This is a genomic window from Chryseobacterium salipaludis, assembly GCF_022968825.1.
GTDB classification, from domain to species: domain Bacteria; phylum Bacteroidota; class Bacteroidia; order Flavobacteriales; family Weeksellaceae; genus Kaistella; species Kaistella salipaludis.
Genome location: NZ_JALHKS010000001.1, coordinates 420244 through 437786 on the forward strand (window position 1 = coordinate 420244; position 17543 = coordinate 437786).

At 45.8% G+C, this 17543-nt stretch carries 21 protein-coding genes; 11 read left to right on the forward strand and 10 right to left on the reverse strand.

Translation table 11 applies throughout. The features are described from left to right. Positions 1 to 40: 40 nt before the first annotated feature. From metG to MVI27_RS01875, 3 genes are all read left to right on the forward strand, one after another. Positions 41 to 2074, forward strand: a complete 2034-nt coding sequence (gene metG / locus MVI27_RS01865) for a methionine--tRNA ligase (RefSeq protein WP_246958986.1) — start codon at positions 41 to 43, stop codon at positions 2072 to 2074. 159 nt (positions 2075 to 2233) lie between these two features. Then, entirely contained in the window at positions 2234 to 2542 is a 309-nt protein-coding gene (locus MVI27_RS01870) for a type II toxin-antitoxin system RelE/ParE family toxin (RefSeq protein WP_246958987.1), read from the forward strand. After that, on the forward strand, positions 2539 to 2823 hold the full coding sequence (locus MVI27_RS01875; protein ID WP_246958988.1) for an addiction module antidote protein: 285 nt from the start codon (positions 2539 to 2541) through the stop codon (positions 2821 to 2823). Before MVI27_RS01870 ends, MVI27_RS01875 begins: the two co-directional genes overlap by 4 nt. Positions 2824 to 2825: 2 nt before the next feature. On the opposite strand, the gene MVI27_RS01880 is transcribed toward MVI27_RS01875, so the two are convergent. The 3 genes from MVI27_RS01880 to dnaA are packed head-to-tail and all read right to left on the reverse strand — an operon-like array spanning position 2826 to position 5478. After that, positions 2826 to 3524 carry an SAM-dependent methyltransferase gene (locus tag MVI27_RS01880; RefSeq protein WP_246958989.1) on the reverse strand — a complete coding sequence of 233 codons (699 nt, stop codon included), beginning with the start codon at positions 3522 to 3524 and terminating at the stop codon, positions 2826 to 2828. Positions 3525 to 3533: 9 nt separating this feature from the next. Further along, the gene (locus MVI27_RS01885; RefSeq protein ID WP_246958990.1) at positions 3534 to 3968 is read right to left on the reverse strand and encodes a low molecular weight protein-tyrosine-phosphatase; all 435 of its coding nucleotides are present in this window, start codon (positions 3966 to 3968) and stop codon (positions 3534 to 3536) included. Between the two features lie 55 nt (positions 3969 to 4023). After that, positions 4024 to 5478, reverse strand: coding sequence for a chromosomal replication initiator protein DnaA (dnaA, locus tag MVI27_RS01890; RefSeq protein WP_246958991.1), 1455 nt, complete (start codon positions 5476 to 5478; stop codon positions 4024 to 4026). A gap of 132 nt (positions 5479 to 5610) precedes the next feature. On the opposite strand from dnaA, the gene MVI27_RS01895 reads away from it, so the two are divergent. Further along, positions 5611 to 6024 (forward strand): acyl-CoA thioesterase, encoded by a 414-nt coding sequence (locus MVI27_RS01895; protein ID WP_246958992.1) that lies wholly within the window; start codon positions 5611 to 5613, stop codon positions 6022 to 6024. Here MVI27_RS01895 and pepE read toward each other — a convergent pair whose 3' ends face one another. Next, complete coding sequence (gene pepE, locus MVI27_RS01900) at positions 6025 to 6720, reverse strand: dipeptidase PepE (RefSeq protein WP_246958993.1); 696 nt, start codon at positions 6718 to 6720, stop codon at positions 6025 to 6027. Between the two features lie 175 nt (positions 6721 to 6895). Here pepE and MVI27_RS01905 point away from each other — a divergent pair, with 175 nt between their 5' ends. Next, positions 6896 to 8098, forward strand: a complete 1203-nt coding sequence (locus tag MVI27_RS01905; RefSeq protein WP_246958994.1) for a serine hydrolase domain-containing protein — start codon at positions 6896 to 6898, stop codon at positions 8096 to 8098. Between the two features lie 108 nt (positions 8099 to 8206). Here MVI27_RS01905 and MVI27_RS01910 read toward each other — a convergent pair whose 3' ends face one another. The 4 genes from MVI27_RS01910 to MVI27_RS01925 form a co-directional block, all read right to left on the reverse strand. Beyond that, positions 8207 to 8767 carry a hypothetical protein gene (locus MVI27_RS01910; protein WP_246958995.1) on the reverse strand — a complete coding sequence of 187 codons (561 nt, stop codon included), beginning with the start codon at positions 8765 to 8767 and terminating at the stop codon, positions 8207 to 8209. Between the two features lie 133 nt (positions 8768 to 8900). Further along, positions 8901 to 9440, reverse strand: a complete 540-nt coding sequence (locus MVI27_RS01915) for a DinB family protein (RefSeq protein WP_246958996.1) — start codon at positions 9438 to 9440, stop codon at positions 8901 to 8903. 57 nt (positions 9441 to 9497) lie between these two features. Next, positions 9498 to 10010 carry a Crp/Fnr family transcriptional regulator gene (locus MVI27_RS01920; protein ID WP_246958997.1) on the reverse strand — a complete coding sequence of 171 codons (513 nt, stop codon included), beginning with the start codon at positions 10008 to 10010 and terminating at the stop codon, positions 9498 to 9500. A 67-nt stretch (positions 10011 to 10077) separates the two neighbouring features. Further along, complete coding sequence (locus MVI27_RS01925; RefSeq protein WP_246958998.1) at positions 10078 to 11361, reverse strand: replication-associated recombination protein A; 1284 nt, start codon at positions 11359 to 11361, stop codon at positions 10078 to 10080. Positions 11362 to 11460: 99 nt separating this feature from the next. Here MVI27_RS01925 and yidD point away from each other — a divergent pair, with 99 nt between their 5' ends. Both yidD and lgt read left to right on the forward strand, forming a co-directional pair. After that, entirely contained in the window at positions 11461 to 11697 is a 237-nt protein-coding gene (gene yidD / locus MVI27_RS01930) for a membrane protein insertion efficiency factor YidD (protein ID WP_246958999.1), read from the forward strand. 33 nt (positions 11698 to 11730) lie between these two features. After that, positions 11731 to 12600, forward strand: a complete 870-nt coding sequence (gene lgt / locus MVI27_RS01935; protein ID WP_246959000.1) for a prolipoprotein diacylglyceryl transferase — start codon at positions 11731 to 11733, stop codon at positions 12598 to 12600. Positions 12601 to 12623: 23 nt separating this feature from the next. Here lgt and MVI27_RS01940 read toward each other — a convergent pair whose 3' ends face one another. Continuing rightward, the gene (locus MVI27_RS01940) at positions 12624 to 14162 is read right to left on the reverse strand and encodes an NAD(P)H-hydrate dehydratase (RefSeq protein WP_246959001.1); all 1539 of its coding nucleotides are present in this window, start codon (positions 14160 to 14162) and stop codon (positions 12624 to 12626) included. Positions 14163 to 14273: 111 nt separating this feature from the next. Between MVI27_RS01940 and mscL the strand changes: the two genes are divergently transcribed. From mscL to MVI27_RS01960, 4 genes are all read left to right on the forward strand, one after another. Continuing rightward, the gene (gene mscL, locus MVI27_RS01945) at positions 14274 to 14672 is read left to right on the forward strand and encodes a large conductance mechanosensitive channel protein MscL (protein WP_246959002.1); all 399 of its coding nucleotides are present in this window, start codon (positions 14274 to 14276) and stop codon (positions 14670 to 14672) included. Positions 14673 to 14754: 82 nt separating this feature from the next. After that, complete coding sequence (idi, locus tag MVI27_RS01950) at positions 14755 to 15264, forward strand: isopentenyl-diphosphate Delta-isomerase (RefSeq protein WP_246959003.1); 510 nt, start codon at positions 14755 to 14757, stop codon at positions 15262 to 15264. Between the two features lie 172 nt (positions 15265 to 15436). Then, positions 15437 to 16516: a glycine cleavage system aminomethyltransferase GcvT gene (gene gcvT / locus MVI27_RS01955; RefSeq protein WP_246959004.1), complete on the forward strand. Its 1080-nt coding sequence runs from the start codon at positions 15437 to 15439 to the stop codon at positions 16514 to 16516. Positions 16517 to 16579: 63 nt separating this feature from the next. Next, positions 16580 to 17026: a hypothetical protein gene (locus tag MVI27_RS01960; RefSeq protein WP_246959005.1), complete on the forward strand. Its 447-nt coding sequence runs from the start codon at positions 16580 to 16582 to the stop codon at positions 17024 to 17026. 82 nt (positions 17027 to 17108) lie between these two features. Here the strand turns inward: MVI27_RS01960 and MVI27_RS01965 are convergent, their stop codons facing one another. Beyond that, positions 17109 to 17531, reverse strand: a complete 423-nt coding sequence (locus MVI27_RS01965; RefSeq protein ID WP_246959006.1) for an Hsp20/alpha crystallin family protein — start codon at positions 17529 to 17531, stop codon at positions 17109 to 17111. Between the last annotated feature and the right edge of the window lie 12 nt (positions 17532 to 17543).

Consider the following 17543-nt stretch of genomic DNA (forward strand, 5'->3'; position numbering starts at 1 on the left):
GACAGGCCAGAACCCTTATCTTTGCAAAAAATTAAAAAGCATGTCTCAAAAGAAGATTATTACGGCAGCCCTTCCCTATGCCAACGGCCCGGTGCATATCGGCCATCTTGCAGGAGTGTATATTCCGGCAGATGTGTATGCGCGTTTTCAGCGGCGGCAGGGGCGCGAAGTTGCTTTCATCTGCGGTTCCGATGAGCATGGGATTCCCATTACCATCCGCGCCAAGAAAGAAGGAGTAACGCCACAGGATATTGTAGATAAATACCACGTCCTGATCAAAGATTCTTTTGAGCAACTGGGGATTTCCTTTGATGAATATTCCCGCACCACTTCGCCGCGGCACCATGAAGTGAGCCAGGATTTTTTCAGGACGCTGTATGATAAAGGTGCGTTTACCGAGGAAGTTTCTGAGCAGTATTATGATGAGCAGGCCCAGGAGTTTCTGGCGGACCGTTACATTACCGGAACCTGCCCAAGTTGCGGAAATGATAATGCGTACGGTGACCAGTGCGAGAAGTGCGGTGCCACCCTGTCGCCCACAGAACTCATTAATCCTAAATCAGCCCTCAGCGGAAATGTGCCCGTTTTAAAAGAAACCAAAAACTGGTATCTGCCACTGAATCAATATGAAGATTTTCTGAACGATTGGATTATTAAAGGTCATCAGGAAGACTGGAAAACCAATGTGTACGGACAGGTGAAATCCTGGCTGAATGACGGGCTGAAGCCGCGTGCCATGACCCGCGACCTGAACTGGGGCGTGCCGGTACCATTGCCGGGTGCAGACGGGAAAGTATTATATGTCTGGTTTGATGCACCTATCGGCTATATCTCTTTCACGCAGGAATGGGCGGAGAAAAACGGCAAGAACTGGAAGGACTTCTGGCAAAGCGATGAGGCAGATTTAATCCACTTTATCGGAAAAGACAATATTGTGTTTCACTGTATTATTTTCCCGATTATGATGAAAGCGCACGGCGATTACAAAATGCCGGTAAATGTACCTGCTTTTGAATTTCTGAACTTGGAAAATGATAAAATTTCCACTTCCCGAAACTGGGCTGTCTGGGCACATGAATATTTGCAGGACTTCCCGGGACAGCAGGATGTGCTGCGCTATGCTCTTCTTTCCTCCGCGCCGGAAACCAAGGATAATAACTTTACATGGAAAGATTTCCAGACTAAAAACAACTCTGAACTGGTCGGCATTTTTGGCAACTTTATTAACCGCGTGGCAGTGCTGATGCATAAATATTACGACGGTGTCATTCCCGAGGCGACAATTCAGCCGGAAATGCTGGAGCAGATTGCTCAGACAGCAAAAGAGATTGAACACGCGCTGGAACATTATGAATTCAGAAACGCGTTGACAGCGCTGATGAATCTGGCGCGCACCGGAAACCAGTATCTGCAGACCGAAGAGCCATGGAAAACAATCAAAGACCAGCCTGAAAAAGCAGCTGAAGCCTTGGCAACGGCAGCGCAAATTGCGGTGGGACTCGCGCAGATGTGCGAACCATTCCTGCCTTTCAGCGCTGAAAAATTACTGACGATGTTTAACGTCCCGGCAGCTAACTGGCCCGCATTGAAAGAAGCACATATTCTGATCGAACCGGGCCACAAAATTAATCCGGCGGAACTGCTCTTTTCCAAAATCGAAGACAACGCCATTGAGGCACAGCTGCAGAAGCTGGAACAAACCAAACAAAATAACAAGCGCACCAATCCTAACGCAAAACCTATGAAAGACGAAATACAATACGACGATTTTACCAAAGTGGACCTGCGCACCGCCACCATTCTGGAAGCTGAGAAAGTTGAAAAAGCAGACAAGCTTTTAAAGTTTAAAGTGGATACCGGTGTGGACGTACGCACTGTAATTTCGGGCGTAGCAGAAAGCTTTACTCCCGAAGAATGTGTGGGCAAGCAGGTGATGATATTGCTGAATCTGGCACCGCGCAAAATCCGTGGGATTGAATCGCAGGGCATGCTGCTGCTCACGACAAAACCTGACGGAAAACTGGCTTTTGTAACGCCTGAAGTTCCGGTAGAAAATGGAATTGAAATCAGCTAATAGGTTGAATTTAAAATAAAAGATGAAACGCGCGGCCTGACGGCCGCGCGTTTTTTAATAATACTTTTAACACAACCATTTCTGGAACTTCACTACATGTTCAGCTGGTTTTTTAAGATAAGTTTGTATAAATTTGTATCCAGGTGAATACATTTCGAGATGTTTCAAATTGAAAAGACAGCTGAATTCGACAAGTGGTTTCGCAGGCTTAAAGATCTGAAAGCAAAAGCAAAAATTTTGTTCCGGCTTCAGAAGTTAGCTGAGGATGAGCATTTTGGTGATTATAAAAATATCCGGGAAGGCATCAAAGAATTAAGAATAAATTATGCGAAAGGATATAGAATATACTTTGTTGAAAAAAGTGGAAAGATCATAATACTCCTCACAGGCGGTGATAAATCCACGCAGGAAAAAGATATTGAAAAAGCACTAAAAATCTGGAATACTTTAAAAGCAAACAGAAAATGAATACGACAACATTTGATATTACAGATTACCTCGACAGTCAGGAAATGATTGCAGAATACCTTAATACGGTCCTGGAAGAAGGCACAGATAAAGATATTATTGTGGCCATTGGAAATGTTGCAAAAGCTATAGGAATGACCAAGATTGCCGAGGAAACAGGACTGAGCCGGCCAAGCCTTTATAAAGCATTGTCCGAAGACGCAAAGCCTCAGTTTACGACCATCATGAAAGTGTTAAAAGCAATTGGCGGACAACTACAGATAAATCCAACGGCCGTTTAGCTCTAATTTCCCAACACAAACACCACCGGAACCTTATGCAAATCCGGCTTTTCTTTTTGCCACAGTTTTATCGGTAAGGTACGGATGTATTCTCCTCCGGGATTATTAATATCTGCTGCGATGCACAACTGCGTTTTGGGTGATAAGATTTTGCACAAATCTTCCAACAGCTGGAGGTTTCGGTAAGGGGTTTCCATAAAAATCTGCGTATAACCTGTCTTTTGTACCTGCGCTTCCAGCCATTGGATTTTAGCTTTTTTCTCGGCTTTATCAATCGGCAGATATCCGTGAAAAGTAAACTGCTGGCCATTAAATCCGCTCGAAATCAGCGCCAGAATAATCGATGAAGGCCCGTTAACCGGCACCACGCGGATGTTTTGCTCATGGCACCACTTCACCATGATATTTCCCGGATCTGCAATACATGGCAGGCCCGCCTCGGAAAGCAGTCCGAAATCCTGTCCTTTCTTCATCAGCTCTCTGGCTTCATGCAGGTCTTCTGCCGCCGAATGCTTATTGAGCAGAAATAATTTCAGGTCCGGCTGTTTCTTCTCCGGCGCGAAAAATTTGATGACACGCCGCGAGGTTTTTTCATTTTCCACGAAAAAATAATCGGTCTTCATGATATACTCTTGGATGACCGGCGCAAAATGGGTGAGCGGCGACTTTTCGGAAAGGTAGGCAGGAATCAGAAACAACATGGGCAGAACTTATGATTGCAGCAGTTCAGCTGCTATTTTTTTGGACGCGTCATCCAGTAGTTTGTACACATCTTCGAAGTCAGCATGTTCGCCCCAATACGGATCCGGCACTTCTGCGTCGGGTAAAATTAATTCCACTTTTCGGCGGTCTTCTTCATTACGTGCTAATTTTAAGACATCATTCAGGTTGCTGCGGTCCATGCAGTAAATACGGTCATACGCATCAAAATCTTCTACCGTAAACGGCCGCGACTGCTGCGCGGAAATGTCCAGGCCGAACTGGTCTGCTACTTTAATGGAACGGTGGTCAGGGACCTGCCCCTGGTGCATATCAATTGTGCCGGCAGAATCCACGGTGTACCCTTCCGGTAGTTTTGATTGCAGGATTCCCTCTGCCAGCGGACTGCGGCAAATATTGCCTAAACAAACCATCAGTATCTTCATAGTCGTTTTTTTATATAAAAAAAGGAACCGCACCGTTCCTTTTATGTTTATTTCATTATTGTTTAATTCTTTCGGTGAGGTCTTTCACATATTTCTTGACCTCTTTATCAATCTTGGAAACATCCTTAATCGTGTCGCAGGCGTACATCACCGTAGAGTGGTCTTTACCGCCCATTTCTTCACCGATTTTATTATAGGTCGCATTGGTGTATTCTTTTGCAAAATACATGGCCAGCTGACGCGGCAAAGCGATTTCACGTTTGCGCGTTTTAGACAGCAACTGCTCGCGCTGGATGCCAAAATATTCGCAAACGACTTCCTGAATGTACGGAATATTGATCACCTTCTTCTGATTAGAGGCAATTTTATTAATCGTCTCCTTCAGCAGTTCCAGCGACAAATCCGATTTGTAAATCGTGGAATAGGCAATCACCGAATTGATCACACCGATGAGTTCGCGCACGTTGGTCTTCACTTCCGAGGCCAGAAAATCCAGCATATCTTCGGTCAGTTCAATTCCGTCGCGGCTTAATTTATCGACAATAATTTTACGTCGCGTCTCGAAGTCCGGCGATTTAATTTCGGCACTTAAACCCCATTTAAAGCGGGAAACAATCCGGTCCTGAATATCCAGGATGTCCACCGGCGCTTTATCAGAAGTCAGGATAATCTGCTTTCCGTTCTGGTGCAGGTAATCAAAAATGTGGAAGAAACTGTCCTGGGTAGATTTTTTACCGGAGAGGAACTGAATATCATCGATAATCAGCACATCCACCATTTGGTAAAAATTGGCAAATTCTGTTTGCTTATGCGCTTTGGCGGCAGCAACGAACTGCTGAATAAATTTTTCGGACGAAAGATATAAAACAACTTTATCGGGAAAAGAGTTTTTCACTTCCAGACCTACGGCATGTCCCAGGTGGGTTTTTCCGACACCATACCCACCGTATAAAAACAAGGGGTTAAAAGCCGTAGCACCCGGACGCTTGGCGATCGAGCGTGCTACCTTTGCCGCAAAACTATTGCTCTCGCCTTCCACATAACTGTCGAAAGAAAAATCAGCTTTCAAGTTGGAATCAATGGTAACTTTCTTAGGTTCCGGCGCGGTAAAAGGATTGACAACATTGGTGGCGAACTGCGGCGGAATGGTTTCCTGCACGCGTGGTGTGGCTACGCTCTTCCCCTTCATGTTCATGGTGACCTGCTTTTCCTGGGCGGCCGGTTTATTTTCCATGACACTGTACCACAGTTTTACGCCACGACCGATGTTCTTTTTCAGCGCAGCGGACAGCAACGAAAGATAATTATCCTCAATATATTCTTTATAAAAATCACTGGGAACCAGCAGCGTAAGATTATTATTGACCAATGACACGGGCTGCACATTGTCAAATAATAAATCAAAGGAATTTTCAAGTTTTTTCAGGTCCGAACTGTCTTCCGCAGCATTGAGATTGTCTCTCATAAACTGCAGACACCGTCCCCAAATCAAAGTTAAATTATCATCCATTTTCTGCTGCAATTAGTCCTTCTTTCGTTAAATTTCACGGGAAGACAAATATGAGCTTTTATATCCTTAAAAAAAAGTTTTTGCGGTATTGGTTATTTCAAAATATATTTGTATGATTATATACAACCGCCTATGATTCACACAAAACACTCAATACGAGTACGTTACAGCGAAACCGATTCCATGAAATATGTGTATTACGGCAACTATGCAACCTACTTTGAGGTGGCCCGTGTGGAGCTGTTCCGCACCCTCGGAATGTCCTATGCGGAGATCGAAGAGCGCGGCATCTGGCTGCCCGTGGCGGACTATAAAATCAAATATCTGAAGCCGGCTTTTTATGATCAGGAGCTGCAGATTCATACCACCATCCGCACCCTGCCCGGTGTCAAAATTTTATTTGAATACGAAGTGTATAATCCCGAGGGAATCAAAATTACCGAAGCCAGCACAACCCTCTTTTTCCTCGATGCGGTGACCGGAAAAGTGACGCGTTGCCCTGAGTTTTTATTAGAGTTAATGAAACCTTACTTCGAAAATCAGTAACTAACTCAATACACTTCCTGGTTCGATTTCATACGGTTCTTTATTGCGCTCAAAAATCCGGGTGCTTTCGCTGCCCTGCACCGTCATGTGATTTCCTTCGCGGCGGATCCAGTTTCCTTCCCGCAACCCGACCACTTTTGTATCGTTTTGCGTTAAAAATTCCAGAATGCGGGTTTCGCGGGTTTCGCCATTGTGCTGCAGATCCGGATTCGGGTCCAGGTAATGCGGATTCAGGTTAAACGGAACCAAGCCCATACAGTCAAAACTTGGCGGATATACAATCGGCATATCATTGGTCGTTTTCATATTCAGCCCGCCAATATTGGAACCTGCGCTGGTGCCCAGGTATGGTTTTCCCCTCTTTACTTCATCTGCCAGCACATTCATCAAACCATGTTCATGCAAAGTGCGGACGAGCAGAAAGGTATTTCCACCACCGGTAAAATAAGCTTCCGCATTGGTGATGGCGGCCGCCATATCTTCGAATTCATGCAGACCGCGCACAGAGAGGCCCAGCTCTGCGAAAAAGCTTCCCGCCTTTTCCGTGTACGCTTCGTGAGAAATCCCGCCCGGACGGGCAAAAGGAACGAATAAAATTTCAGAAACGCCGCGAAATAAAACCGGAAGTTCATCGCGCAAATAGTCCAGATATTTCCCACCGTAGAGTGTGGAAGTAGAAGCCAGCAAAATATTCATAAATTGAAATGTAAGTGTAGAGACAAAGGTAAGAAATCAGTACACAATGCTGCGCCAGACCATAGCCGGCTGTTCGCAAATACATTTCGGAACCGGATTCTGTGCGCTGCAAAGATTTATAAAACTGTATTTTTGCTTCTTTTAATTTGAATTTTCCTTACCTTAAATGATAAATATGACGTTCACCAGAACTTTATTTTTTATACTTGTTACAGCCGTTTGTTTCCGCGCGCAACAGCCTGGCGCAGCCAAATTTAATGCGGCACGGGAACGGCAAACCATTCCCGGTCAGACGATGGGACAGAAAATGGAAAGCCTGCTGTTCTGGACACAACCGGAAAAAAACGATCGCTTTCCGCAGATGCACACCATTTTTCCAAGCTTTGAAGTACCGACCGGCAAAACAACAAAACCCTTGTCCAAGGGAGTTTCACTTGAAAAGACAATGGGCGGTGATAAATTAGACACATACTTTAAAGAAAATCATATTGCAGGAGTCGTTGTTTTAAAGAACGGAAAAATACGGCTGGAGAAATATGGCCCGAACGCGGACCAAAGTACAAAGTGGACGTCCTTCTCTGTGGCAAAATCAGTCACCTCGATGCTATTGGGTGCAGCGCTCAAAGATGGCTCTATTCAAAATATGGATGATCCGCTGGAAAAGTACATTAAAGCCTTTGTAAACGAAGATTACGGAAAAGTAACCGTTCGCCAGCTGCTCACCATGACCTCCGGCATTGCGTGGAATGAAGATTACGCTGATGCGCATTCCGATGTGGCTCAAATGTACCGCGAGCCGTGCCACGGAAAGGAAGCGCACATTATCAGTTATATGAAAAAACTAAAATCTGCGCAGCCGGCCGGCAGTGCATTTAATTACAGTACCGGCGAAACTGATTTGCTGGGCATTCTGATTCAGGAAGCGACCGGTAAAAACCTGGCGGCCTATTTATCCGAAAAGATCTGGCAGCCGTGGGGCATGGAACACAGTGCGTACTGGCTCGCCGACGAATGCAGCGGACAGAATATCGGTGGCAGCGGCCTTTCAGCTACCTTGCGGGATTTTGCGCGCCTGGGCGAAGCGATGCTCTATCGCGATACGAACGGACATCACCCCTTCCTGGCTGATGAATACCTGCAAAATGCCACTTCGCTTTTAATTCCGACCGGAAAAGACGGTAGTGGTTACGGGTATTTGTGGTGGCGTTTCCCGAACGGAAGTTATGCCGCATTTGGAATTTTCGGGCAGATGATTTACATCAATCCGGCCACCAAGGTAGTGATTGCCCAGAATGCAGCCTGGCCGGCAGCCGGCTCGAAGGAACTTTCAGCAAGACGGGCGGCATTTATTGAGGAAGTTGAACGCGCTTTGAAATAGAGAAGTGTCTGTTATTTTGTTTTATTTATGATTTTTCGGAAAAATGTTTTGTTTACGCTTTCGTCACATACGGTTTTCAGCGTCACCATATCCTGTGTAAACCAACCTCTAATTTTTCCATTCCGTGTAGGTAACAGGCTCTGCAGCTCCCTCCCATAAAATAACCAGCTGCTGATGTGTTAGCGACAGAATGCTTCCCTTTTGAACGTGGCTGTCATAGAAGACAGAAAGCTGATTGCCATCCACTTTATATTTACGGGAACCGTTTCCGTCAAAGTCGACTACATAAAACTCATGAGGTTTTATAACAAAATCAGCATGTGGCGCCTGAGGATCTGCGGTCCATATTTTGAAGAGTAAAGAATTGTTAACCGGTACGATTTTTTTGCTTATATTTAAATTATGGTCAGCTCTGCTTTCGTTTCTTCGCGCGGTATCCGATTTTTCTTCTACTAAAATTCGCCGGACTGGCGCTATCTTGTTAGTAAATGCTTTTAGCTTTTTTTGTTCTATCTCGCAGTTGCAATTACTTGTTTTTTCGTTCCAACTGCAACCTTTGTCGAGACATTCATTCTGTGCAATATAAGTGCGAATTGTTGGATAGCATACTACTGCAACCAGCACTAACACAATCGCTGAACAGAAGGCAATAAATATAATCTTGCGCATGAAAGAATATTTTCCGTGAAATTTTCCCTTAAATGTATAAAGCTAAATGTAATAATTTAACCGTACTTTAAATTTAATTTTAAAATCTAAATTATTGTACAGAAAGATCTGCAAATATCAGCGCTCGCAACCTTTAATCCGCCAGAATTTCTTCGATTTGCCCAATATGCCGTTTCATATGATATACATAAAACTGCAGGAAATCGCCCAACCGCAATCTTATCAGGCTTGAAAAAGACGTGGTAATTTTAATCCTATTTAAATTCTTATCCTCCGCAAGTTTTAAAATTTTCTGCAAAGAATACTGCTGCAGAAGAAAGGTATGGATTATATCCTTGTTCACTGTGTAATTAAGCGGATCCATTTGAGCAAGTGTTTTCATCGGTTTCATTTTTCTGTCCGATAATATCATTTTAATAAAATACCTGCCAAGCAGCCCTGACTTTAAAAAATCGTCAGCAGGATCTGTTGACTGCTCTAATGCACTTTCAATTTCTGGCAAATAATGTTCTGCATAAAGTGTTAAATGCTTTAAACATTCCAAAACATTCCAACTACCAGCAGTTTTCCTTTTGCATAAAATATCCTCAGGGTAAGTCTGAAGCCGTTGTATGCTTTCTGTTATTTCATTTACTGTTTGCTGCAATTCATAAAGGCAAGCCACTGTTTTCATAGGGATGATATTTTTTTGCAATCTACAGCTGATGTATGAAATAATTCTTGATTACAGTCAAGATTTCCGAAGCCGTGACAATGTTTCTGCTGTTACACCTATGTAATTAGCTATATATTTTAAAGGTATATGTTGAAACAACTGTGGACTTCGGTCAAGTACGCTTTTGTAACGCTCTGCAGGGTTATCTTTAAGTAAATCCATCTCCCGTTCAAATTGCTGCAGTGCGAGTTCCTCAAGTAGTAGGATCCATTTTTCACGGAAGGTTGGATCCTTTAGCTTTTGTAAAAGATCTTCCTTTGTGATAATCTTAACTGCAGTTTTCTTTAAGGCTTGAATATATAAATCAGAAGGCCTGCCGGTCAGAAAGGAATCCAACGCAACGAGAATATTATCGTCATATGCAAAACGCACGGTCCTTTCTATATTGTCATTGACGATGTACATCCGCAGACTACCTTTTATAATGTAATACAAGTTTCCATCTGCTGTTCCTCCGGTTTTCAGGTAATAGTTTCTTGCAAAGGTTACTGTTTTACCGGCCATATTTTTGAGTTCATCTGTAATCATCAATACAGCTTTTGTAAAATATATTCGTTGCTTTTAAGAAGCCTAAAAACATTGTAAAATAAATGTATCATTTATACTTCCCCTTCCACTTTTCCTCCAGCTGTTTCGCGATCTTGTCTTCGGTGGAGTTGCGGCCCGGTGTGTAGAAACGGGTACCGCTGACTTCTTCCGGCAGAAATTCCTGATCCACGAAATTGCCTTCGTGCGCGTGTGCATAACCGTAGTTTTTGCCGTAATCCAAATCTTTCATCAGTTTGGTAGGCGCATTGCGCAGGTGCAAAGGCACGGGCAGGTTTCCGGTTTTTTTCACGAAAGCCAAAGCTTCGTTGATGGCTGTGTAGGTGGAATTGCTCTTGGGTGACACGGCAAGATAGACTGCTGTTTCGCTCAGGATAATGCGCGCTTCGGGATTACCGATCACGTTTACCGCCTGGAAACAGGCGTTGGCCATCATCAGGCCATTTGGATTGGCCAAACCAATATCTTCGGAAGCGAGAATCACGAGCCGCCGCGCAATAAATTTAATATCCTCACCGCCGGCCAGCATCCGTGCCAGCCAGTACACTGCAGCATTTGGATCGGAACCGCGAATGGACTTAATAAAAGCCGAAATAATGTCATAATGCTGCTCGCCGTTTTTGTCATAAAGCGCCATATTCTCCTGCAGCACCTCCAGCACTTCTTCATTACCAATTTGCTGGGTTTTGGTGTTCAGATATTGGTTCAGCACATTCTCTACGGCATTGATGAGTTTACGCGCATCCCCGCCGGAATACTGAATCAGCGCTTCATGTTCGGTAATCGTGAATTGCGAGCAGTGCAGCTGATTGTATTTTTCTAAAGCCGTGGTCAGCAATTCTTCCAGTTGCGTGTAGTCCAGCGCTTTTAAAATATAAACCTGCGAACGGGACAATAAGGCGGACACAATCTCAAAACTCGGATTTTCGGTAGTGGCGCCCATCAGAATTACCCAGCCTTTTTCCACCGCGTGCAATAGCGAATCCTGTTGCGATTTATTAAAACGGTGAATTTCATCAATAAAAAGAATCGGTGATTTTCCAGAAAATAAGTGCTGTTTCTTCGCATCCTCGATGACTTCCCGCACATCTTTCACGCCGCTGGAAACGGCGGATAACTTATAAAACCGTCTGCCTGAAGTTTCGGAGATAATTTCAGCCAATGTGGTTTTTCCGGTACCGGGCGGCCCCCAGAAAATCAGCGAATTCAGGGTGTCGTTTTGCAGCATTTTCCGGATCGGGCCATTCGGGCCGGTGAGATGCTGCTGGCCTACCACCTGGTCGAGCGTTTTCGGGCGCAGGATTTCTGCCAAAGGCGTATTGCTATTCTGCATTCTGATAGTCTAAAGTACAAAGGTAAGTGAACTCTCAGGAATTCTAAATTTATGCCGCCTTGCCGGAAGATTTGCAACTATTTGGTTACTTTTGCACCTATGCTGAACAGGATTCTCACATTCCCGCTGATTCTGCTGGTGCGGTTCTACCAGGGCGCGATTTCGCCACTGCTGCCGAAAAGCTGCCGCTACGAACCCACTTGTTCGCAGTATATGGTGACCGCGCTGCAGCGCCACGGCCTCATCAAAGGACTCTGGCTGGGAACCAAACGTATTGCACGCTGCCATCCATGGGGCGGCGAAGGGTACGACCCGGTTCCACCGAAAAAAATGTAATCATTCCTAAATTTTAATAAAAGAAACTATTATATGCTCACATTGCTCTACACTACCTGGGACCCGTCTACCGGCATACCTCTGGGGCCGATCACACTTCACTATTACAGTCTGATGTTCATTCTGGCGTTCGGGTTGGGTTATATGCTGATGACCAAAATTTACAAAATCGACAATGTAAATGAAAAATATGTAGAGCCGCTTTTTACCTGGACATTAATCGGAACCATTCTGGGAGCCCGGCTGGGACATGTGATTTTTTATCAGCCGGAACTTTTTAAGGAAGATTTCTGGTCTGTCTTTCTGCCTATCCGGACCAAGCCTACTTTGGAGTTTACCGGATTTATGGGACTTGCAAGCCACGGAGCAACCATTGCTTTAATTTTCACGACACTTTATTACGCTTATAAAATTATCCGCAAAAATCCGTTCTGGGTGTACGACCGCATCGGAATTCCGGTGGCGCTGGGCGGTGCTTTTGTGCGGATGGGAAACTTTTTCAATTCCGAAATTATCGGGAAACCGGCACCGGCGGACTCACCTTTTGCCATTCTCTTTCCGCAACAAAGTTCGGAATACGGCGCTATCGTGCCGCGATATCCCACCCAGTTATTTGAAGCGACCGGCTATTTTCTGCTCTTTATTTTGCTTTGGATCCTTTACCGGTACACACGCAAAAAATACCAGCAAGGCTGGCTGTTTGGTTTATTCTTCATCATCCTTTGGGCAGTACGTTTCTTTGTGGAATTCCTGAAAGAACCGCAAGGCGATGAGTTTATTCAGCTGGGCGGCCTGAACACCGGACAGGTACTTTCGATTCCGTTTATGCTGGCCGGCTTTGTGATCATGTACACCTCTAAAAACCGGACGATTACCGAAGCAGAAAACGAAAAACCGGAATAATTAATAATAGTATAATCCACTTCTCACAAGGTGGATTTTTTCTTTGCAAGCTGCCGGAATACTTCTCCTATCGAATCGATCAGATTTCCGGGCAGCATGGCTTCCTGAGAATAACGGGCAGCTGCAACGTCGCCGGCAGCGCCATGCAACCAGACACCGAACAAAGCAGTTTCTGCCGGCGAATAATTTTGTGCCAGTAAAGAAACGAGCATTCCGGTCAGCACATCACCGCTTCCGCCTTTTGCCATGCCGGCATTGCCAGTCGTGTTATAACAAACAGTACCATCCGGCAGAATAACCTGTGTGCGATGTCCCTTGAGAATAATGATTAACTGATGTTCCGCCGCTTTTTCGGAAGCCAGTTTTTGCTGCTCCATTGAATTTTCTGTCGGGCTAAATAGCCGTTCAAATTCCTTCGGATGCGGCGTCAGAATGCTTTGGGCAGGGATGTAGTTAAGAAGCTCCGGTTCTTTTGCAATTAAATTTAAAGCATCTGCATCGAGCACGCAGGGCTTTTTCCATCCTTTTAGAAATTTCTCCAGTGCTTTTGCCGTTTCGGGTTCTGTGCCAATACCGGGCCCGACGGCAACGGTCAGTTCCTCCCCTGGCTCAATGGTAGTGAGATGTTTTTCACCGCCGGCAGTAAACATCGCTTCGGGACAAGATATTTGCAGGATTTCATGCCCGCAGGAAGGTGCCAATGTTGTCGTCAGGCCCGCGCCGGTATGCAGCGCGGCGCGCGTTGCCAGAACGGCAGCGCCCATTTTGCCGTAACTGCCGGCAGCTATGAGCACTTTGCCAAAAGTGCCTTTGTGAGAAAAAGACGGCCGCGGCCGGTATATATTTTCTGCCGCCTGCTGATTGAAAGCAAACAAATAAGTTTGCGGCGCGAGGCTTCTTTCAAATCCTAGATCCAGCAAGGTAATTTTGCCGTACAGCGGCGCCGTTTCCGGCTGCAGCATGGTTTTCTTGAGTGACTGGAAAGTAAAGGTTTCATTTGCACAGAAAATAGCTGACTCTTTTTCAGGAACAGTATCAGCAGACATCCCGGACGGAAGATCGACCGCTATTTTATATTGAGTGGAATTATTTGCTGCCTTGATAACCACTGCAAACATTCCGGTGAACGGCCGATTGAGTCCGAGGCCAAAAAGCGCATCAATCAACAGCGCGGACGCATTGGAGGACGCTGGAAAGTTTTCCAGGGGATAAATATTTGTGTTGTCATGTGCTTTATATTGCTGACGGTAATATTCCGCGGCATTGCTTTGTTTCGCGCCGGAATCTGCAAAAACTGAAACTGCTACCCCTTCCCTTTTAAGCAGCGCAGCAATCGCCCAGCCATCTGCTCCGTTGTTGCCATTACCGCAAAGCATCTGCACAGGTTTTTCTTTTCCGAACTGCTGCAGAAATTTGTCGGTAAAGGCCGCTGCGGCTTGTTGCACCAAATCAATTTCAGTGCAGTGCGTTTCCTTCATCACAGTGTCCTCCCAGTTGCGGATTTGAATGGCGCTGTAAATCGGGTAGCAGTTCTCTTTTATTGTTTCTGCACGGTTGTTCATCTTTTTATTTTTAAGGTCAGTTTAAAAATACAAGAAGTTCACCAGCCGTACACCATGCGATTTTTTTAATTAAAATAAATATCTTAGCCCTCGTTTTTAAGAATAAACAGAATGAAACTTTTAGATGAATTTAAGGCGTTTGCCTTCAAGGGAAATGTCATGGACCTGGCGGTGGGTGTGATTATCGGGGCAGCGTTTGGCAAAATTGTCTCGTCGCTGGTGGAAGATGTCATCACACCTTTGCTGCTGAATCCTGCGCTGAAGGCAGCCGGCGCAGAAAACATTGCCAAGCTGAGCTGGAACGGCGTTGCGTACGGAAACTTCCTGTCAGCGGTGATCAGTTTTCTGTGTATTGCCGTGGTGCTGTTCTGGCTCATGAAAGGTGCCCACAGCCTGCAGCGCAGCGCCGAAGCCAAGAAAGCGGAAGAGCCGGCCAAACCGGTACAGCCCACCCAGGAAGAACTGCTGATGCAGATCCGCGATATCCTGAAGGAAAAACAAACACCTTAACCGAAAAACAAACACAACGTTTGCTCCTTACGCACCGGAATAATATTTCGGCAATCGCGTAATTAACGCTACTTTTGTAAGGATGGAAGAACAAGTTGTTTTAATCTCGGAACAGGATGAAGTCCTGGGCCTGATGGATAAGATGCAGGCACACCAAAGCGGCCTGCTACACCGCGCTTTCTCGGTATTTTTATTTAATGATACCGGCGAACTTCTGCTTCAGCGCCGCGCCGACAGCAAATACCACTCACCCGGCCAATGGACCAATGCGGTTTGCTCCCACCCGCGCGATGGTGAAACTTATGAAGAGGCAGCGCACCGCCGGCTACAGGAAGAACTGGGTATTGAGGCGGAACTCACTCACCGTTTCTTTTTTATTTATAAAGCAGAAGTGGGCGGCAATCTCTGGGAACACGAGCTGGATCATGTGTTCACCGGAACGTATAACGGCGCTTTCCAGCTTAATCCGGAAGAAGTTTCCGAAATCCGTTTTATCACTATGGAAGACCTGGATCGTGAAATGGCGGCGCACCCGGAACAGTTCACCGAATGGTTTAAGATTATCCTGAACGAATACAAACATCATTTATAAAAAACTGCAGGTACAGCACGAGGCGACCACAATAGCCCCGATTGCAGCGGGTACCCCGCAGCAGGCAGCTGGGCAGGCGCGGGCGCGAGGAGTATGAGCGGAAAGCGGGACTGTACTTTAAAAGAGGCGTACCCTGCCTGCTCCTAACAAGAAAAATCTAATTATAAGTTATATGAAAAAGACGGCTTTATTTGATAAGCATCAGGCGCTGGGCGCAAAAATAGTAGATTTTGCCGGTTTTGAAATGCCGGTGCAATATGCGGGTGTCACGCAGGAACACTTTGCGGTGCGCGAAAAAGCAGGACTGTTTGACGTGTCGCACATGGGACAGTTTTATGTGGAAGGGCCTGAAGCCAAGGATTTGCTGCAATATGTAGGGACGAACAACATCGAAACGCTGCATGACGGCAAGGCGCAATATACCTGCTGGCCGAACGGCGAGGGCGGAATTGTGGATGACCTGATCATCTATAAAATGGGAGATGAAAAATATTTCCTGGTGGTGAATGCTTCCAATATTGAAAAAGACTGGAATCACCTCACAAAGCATAATGAGAAATTTGGCGCGACGCTGCGCAACGTGTCCGATGAAATGTCGCTACTGGCAATTCAGGGCCCGGAAGCCACTTCTATTTTGCAGAGACTGACCGAGGTGCAGTTGAGCGATTTACCCTATTATCATTTTACGACCGGAACTGTGGCCGGTGTAGAGGATGTCATTATTTCCAACACCGGATATACCGGCAGCGGCGGTTTTGAGATTTATTTTAAAAATGAAGCGGCAGAACAACTGTGGGATGCGCTGATGGAAGCCGGTGCAGAATACGGAATGATTCCTTGTGGACTGGCGGCGCGTGATACGCTGAGACTGGAGAAAGGGTTTTGCCTCTACGGAAACGATATTGATGATACCACTTCCCCACTGGAAGCCGGCCTGGGCTGGATTACCAAACTGGACACGGATTTTGTGGACAAAGAACGTTTTGCACAGCAAAAAGCAGAAGGCCTGAAGAAAAAGCTGGTGGGCTTCGAAATGCAGGAACGCGCGATCCCGCGTCATGGTTATGCAATCGTGGATAAAAACGGTACTGAAATCGGCCACGTAACCAGTGGTACCATGAGCCCGATGAAGAATATCGGCATCGGTCTGGCGTATGTGAATACGGAATTCAGCAAGCCGGGAGATGATATTTTTATTGCCATCCGCAACAAACAAGTTCCGGCGAAGGTGGTGAAAACGCCGTTTGTGTAACACATCACAGCGTGGTGCTGGCACCATTTTCGCACTCGGCTGTGCATATTAAAATAAACGATTATGTCTTATATTAACAGAAGTATTGCGGGACTGGCCGGTGCGCTGGCGCTGACTGGTGTTCACCAGTTATTTAAAAAATGTATGGACGATGCGCCACACCTGGAGCAGGTAGGCGAAGAAGCAGTGAAGGAGTCACTGGAAGCCGTGGACGTGGAATTGAGCGATGAGGACCAAGTGTACAATGCTGCTTTGGGCGGAAATATTCTGTCGAATGCGGTGTTGTTTTCCACACTGGCTACGTCGACGAGTCCGACGCAGATTGTGACGAAATCTTTGGGTACCGGTTTGCTGGGTGCGGCGGGAACGCTGGGACTGGCAGAGCAACTGCTTGGGAACAACAAAGCCACCAATACCGATAAAAAGAAATGGATGACCGCCGGCTATTATCTGCTGGGGGCACTGGTGACGGTAGGTGTTTATAACGTACTGGAACGAAATAAGAAATAACATTTTCTCATAAGAATAAAGACCGGCGGCGAGAACGAATGTTCCCGCCGCCGGCTTTTTTGGCTCCGCTGCCGGGAGCTGCTTATTTAATCTCGATCGTCTTCATTGGTTGGGAAGCCGGTGATTTTTTGGGCACGGCAATATTCAGAATGCCGTTTTTATACTCAGCTCCAATGCCGTCCTGCTCCACCGTGTCGGGCAACACAAAGGAACGGGTAAACGAACTGTAATTAAACTCGCGTCGCGTGTAATGCTGATGCTGCTCGTCCTGCTCGCCCTTTGCAGTTCCGGAAATAGTCAGCCGGTTTTTATCCAAGCTTACACTGAAGTTTTCTTTTTCCATGCCCGGCGCTGCCACATGAATTTCATAACGGTCTTCCAGATCCTGAACGTTGACCGACGGAATTGTTACATTGGGCTGAGAAAAATTGTTACTGTTAAAATCAAACAAATCCTTCGTGAAGAAGTCATCAAAAAAATTGCTTCGTTTCATTAATCCGTTCATAGCATTTCATTT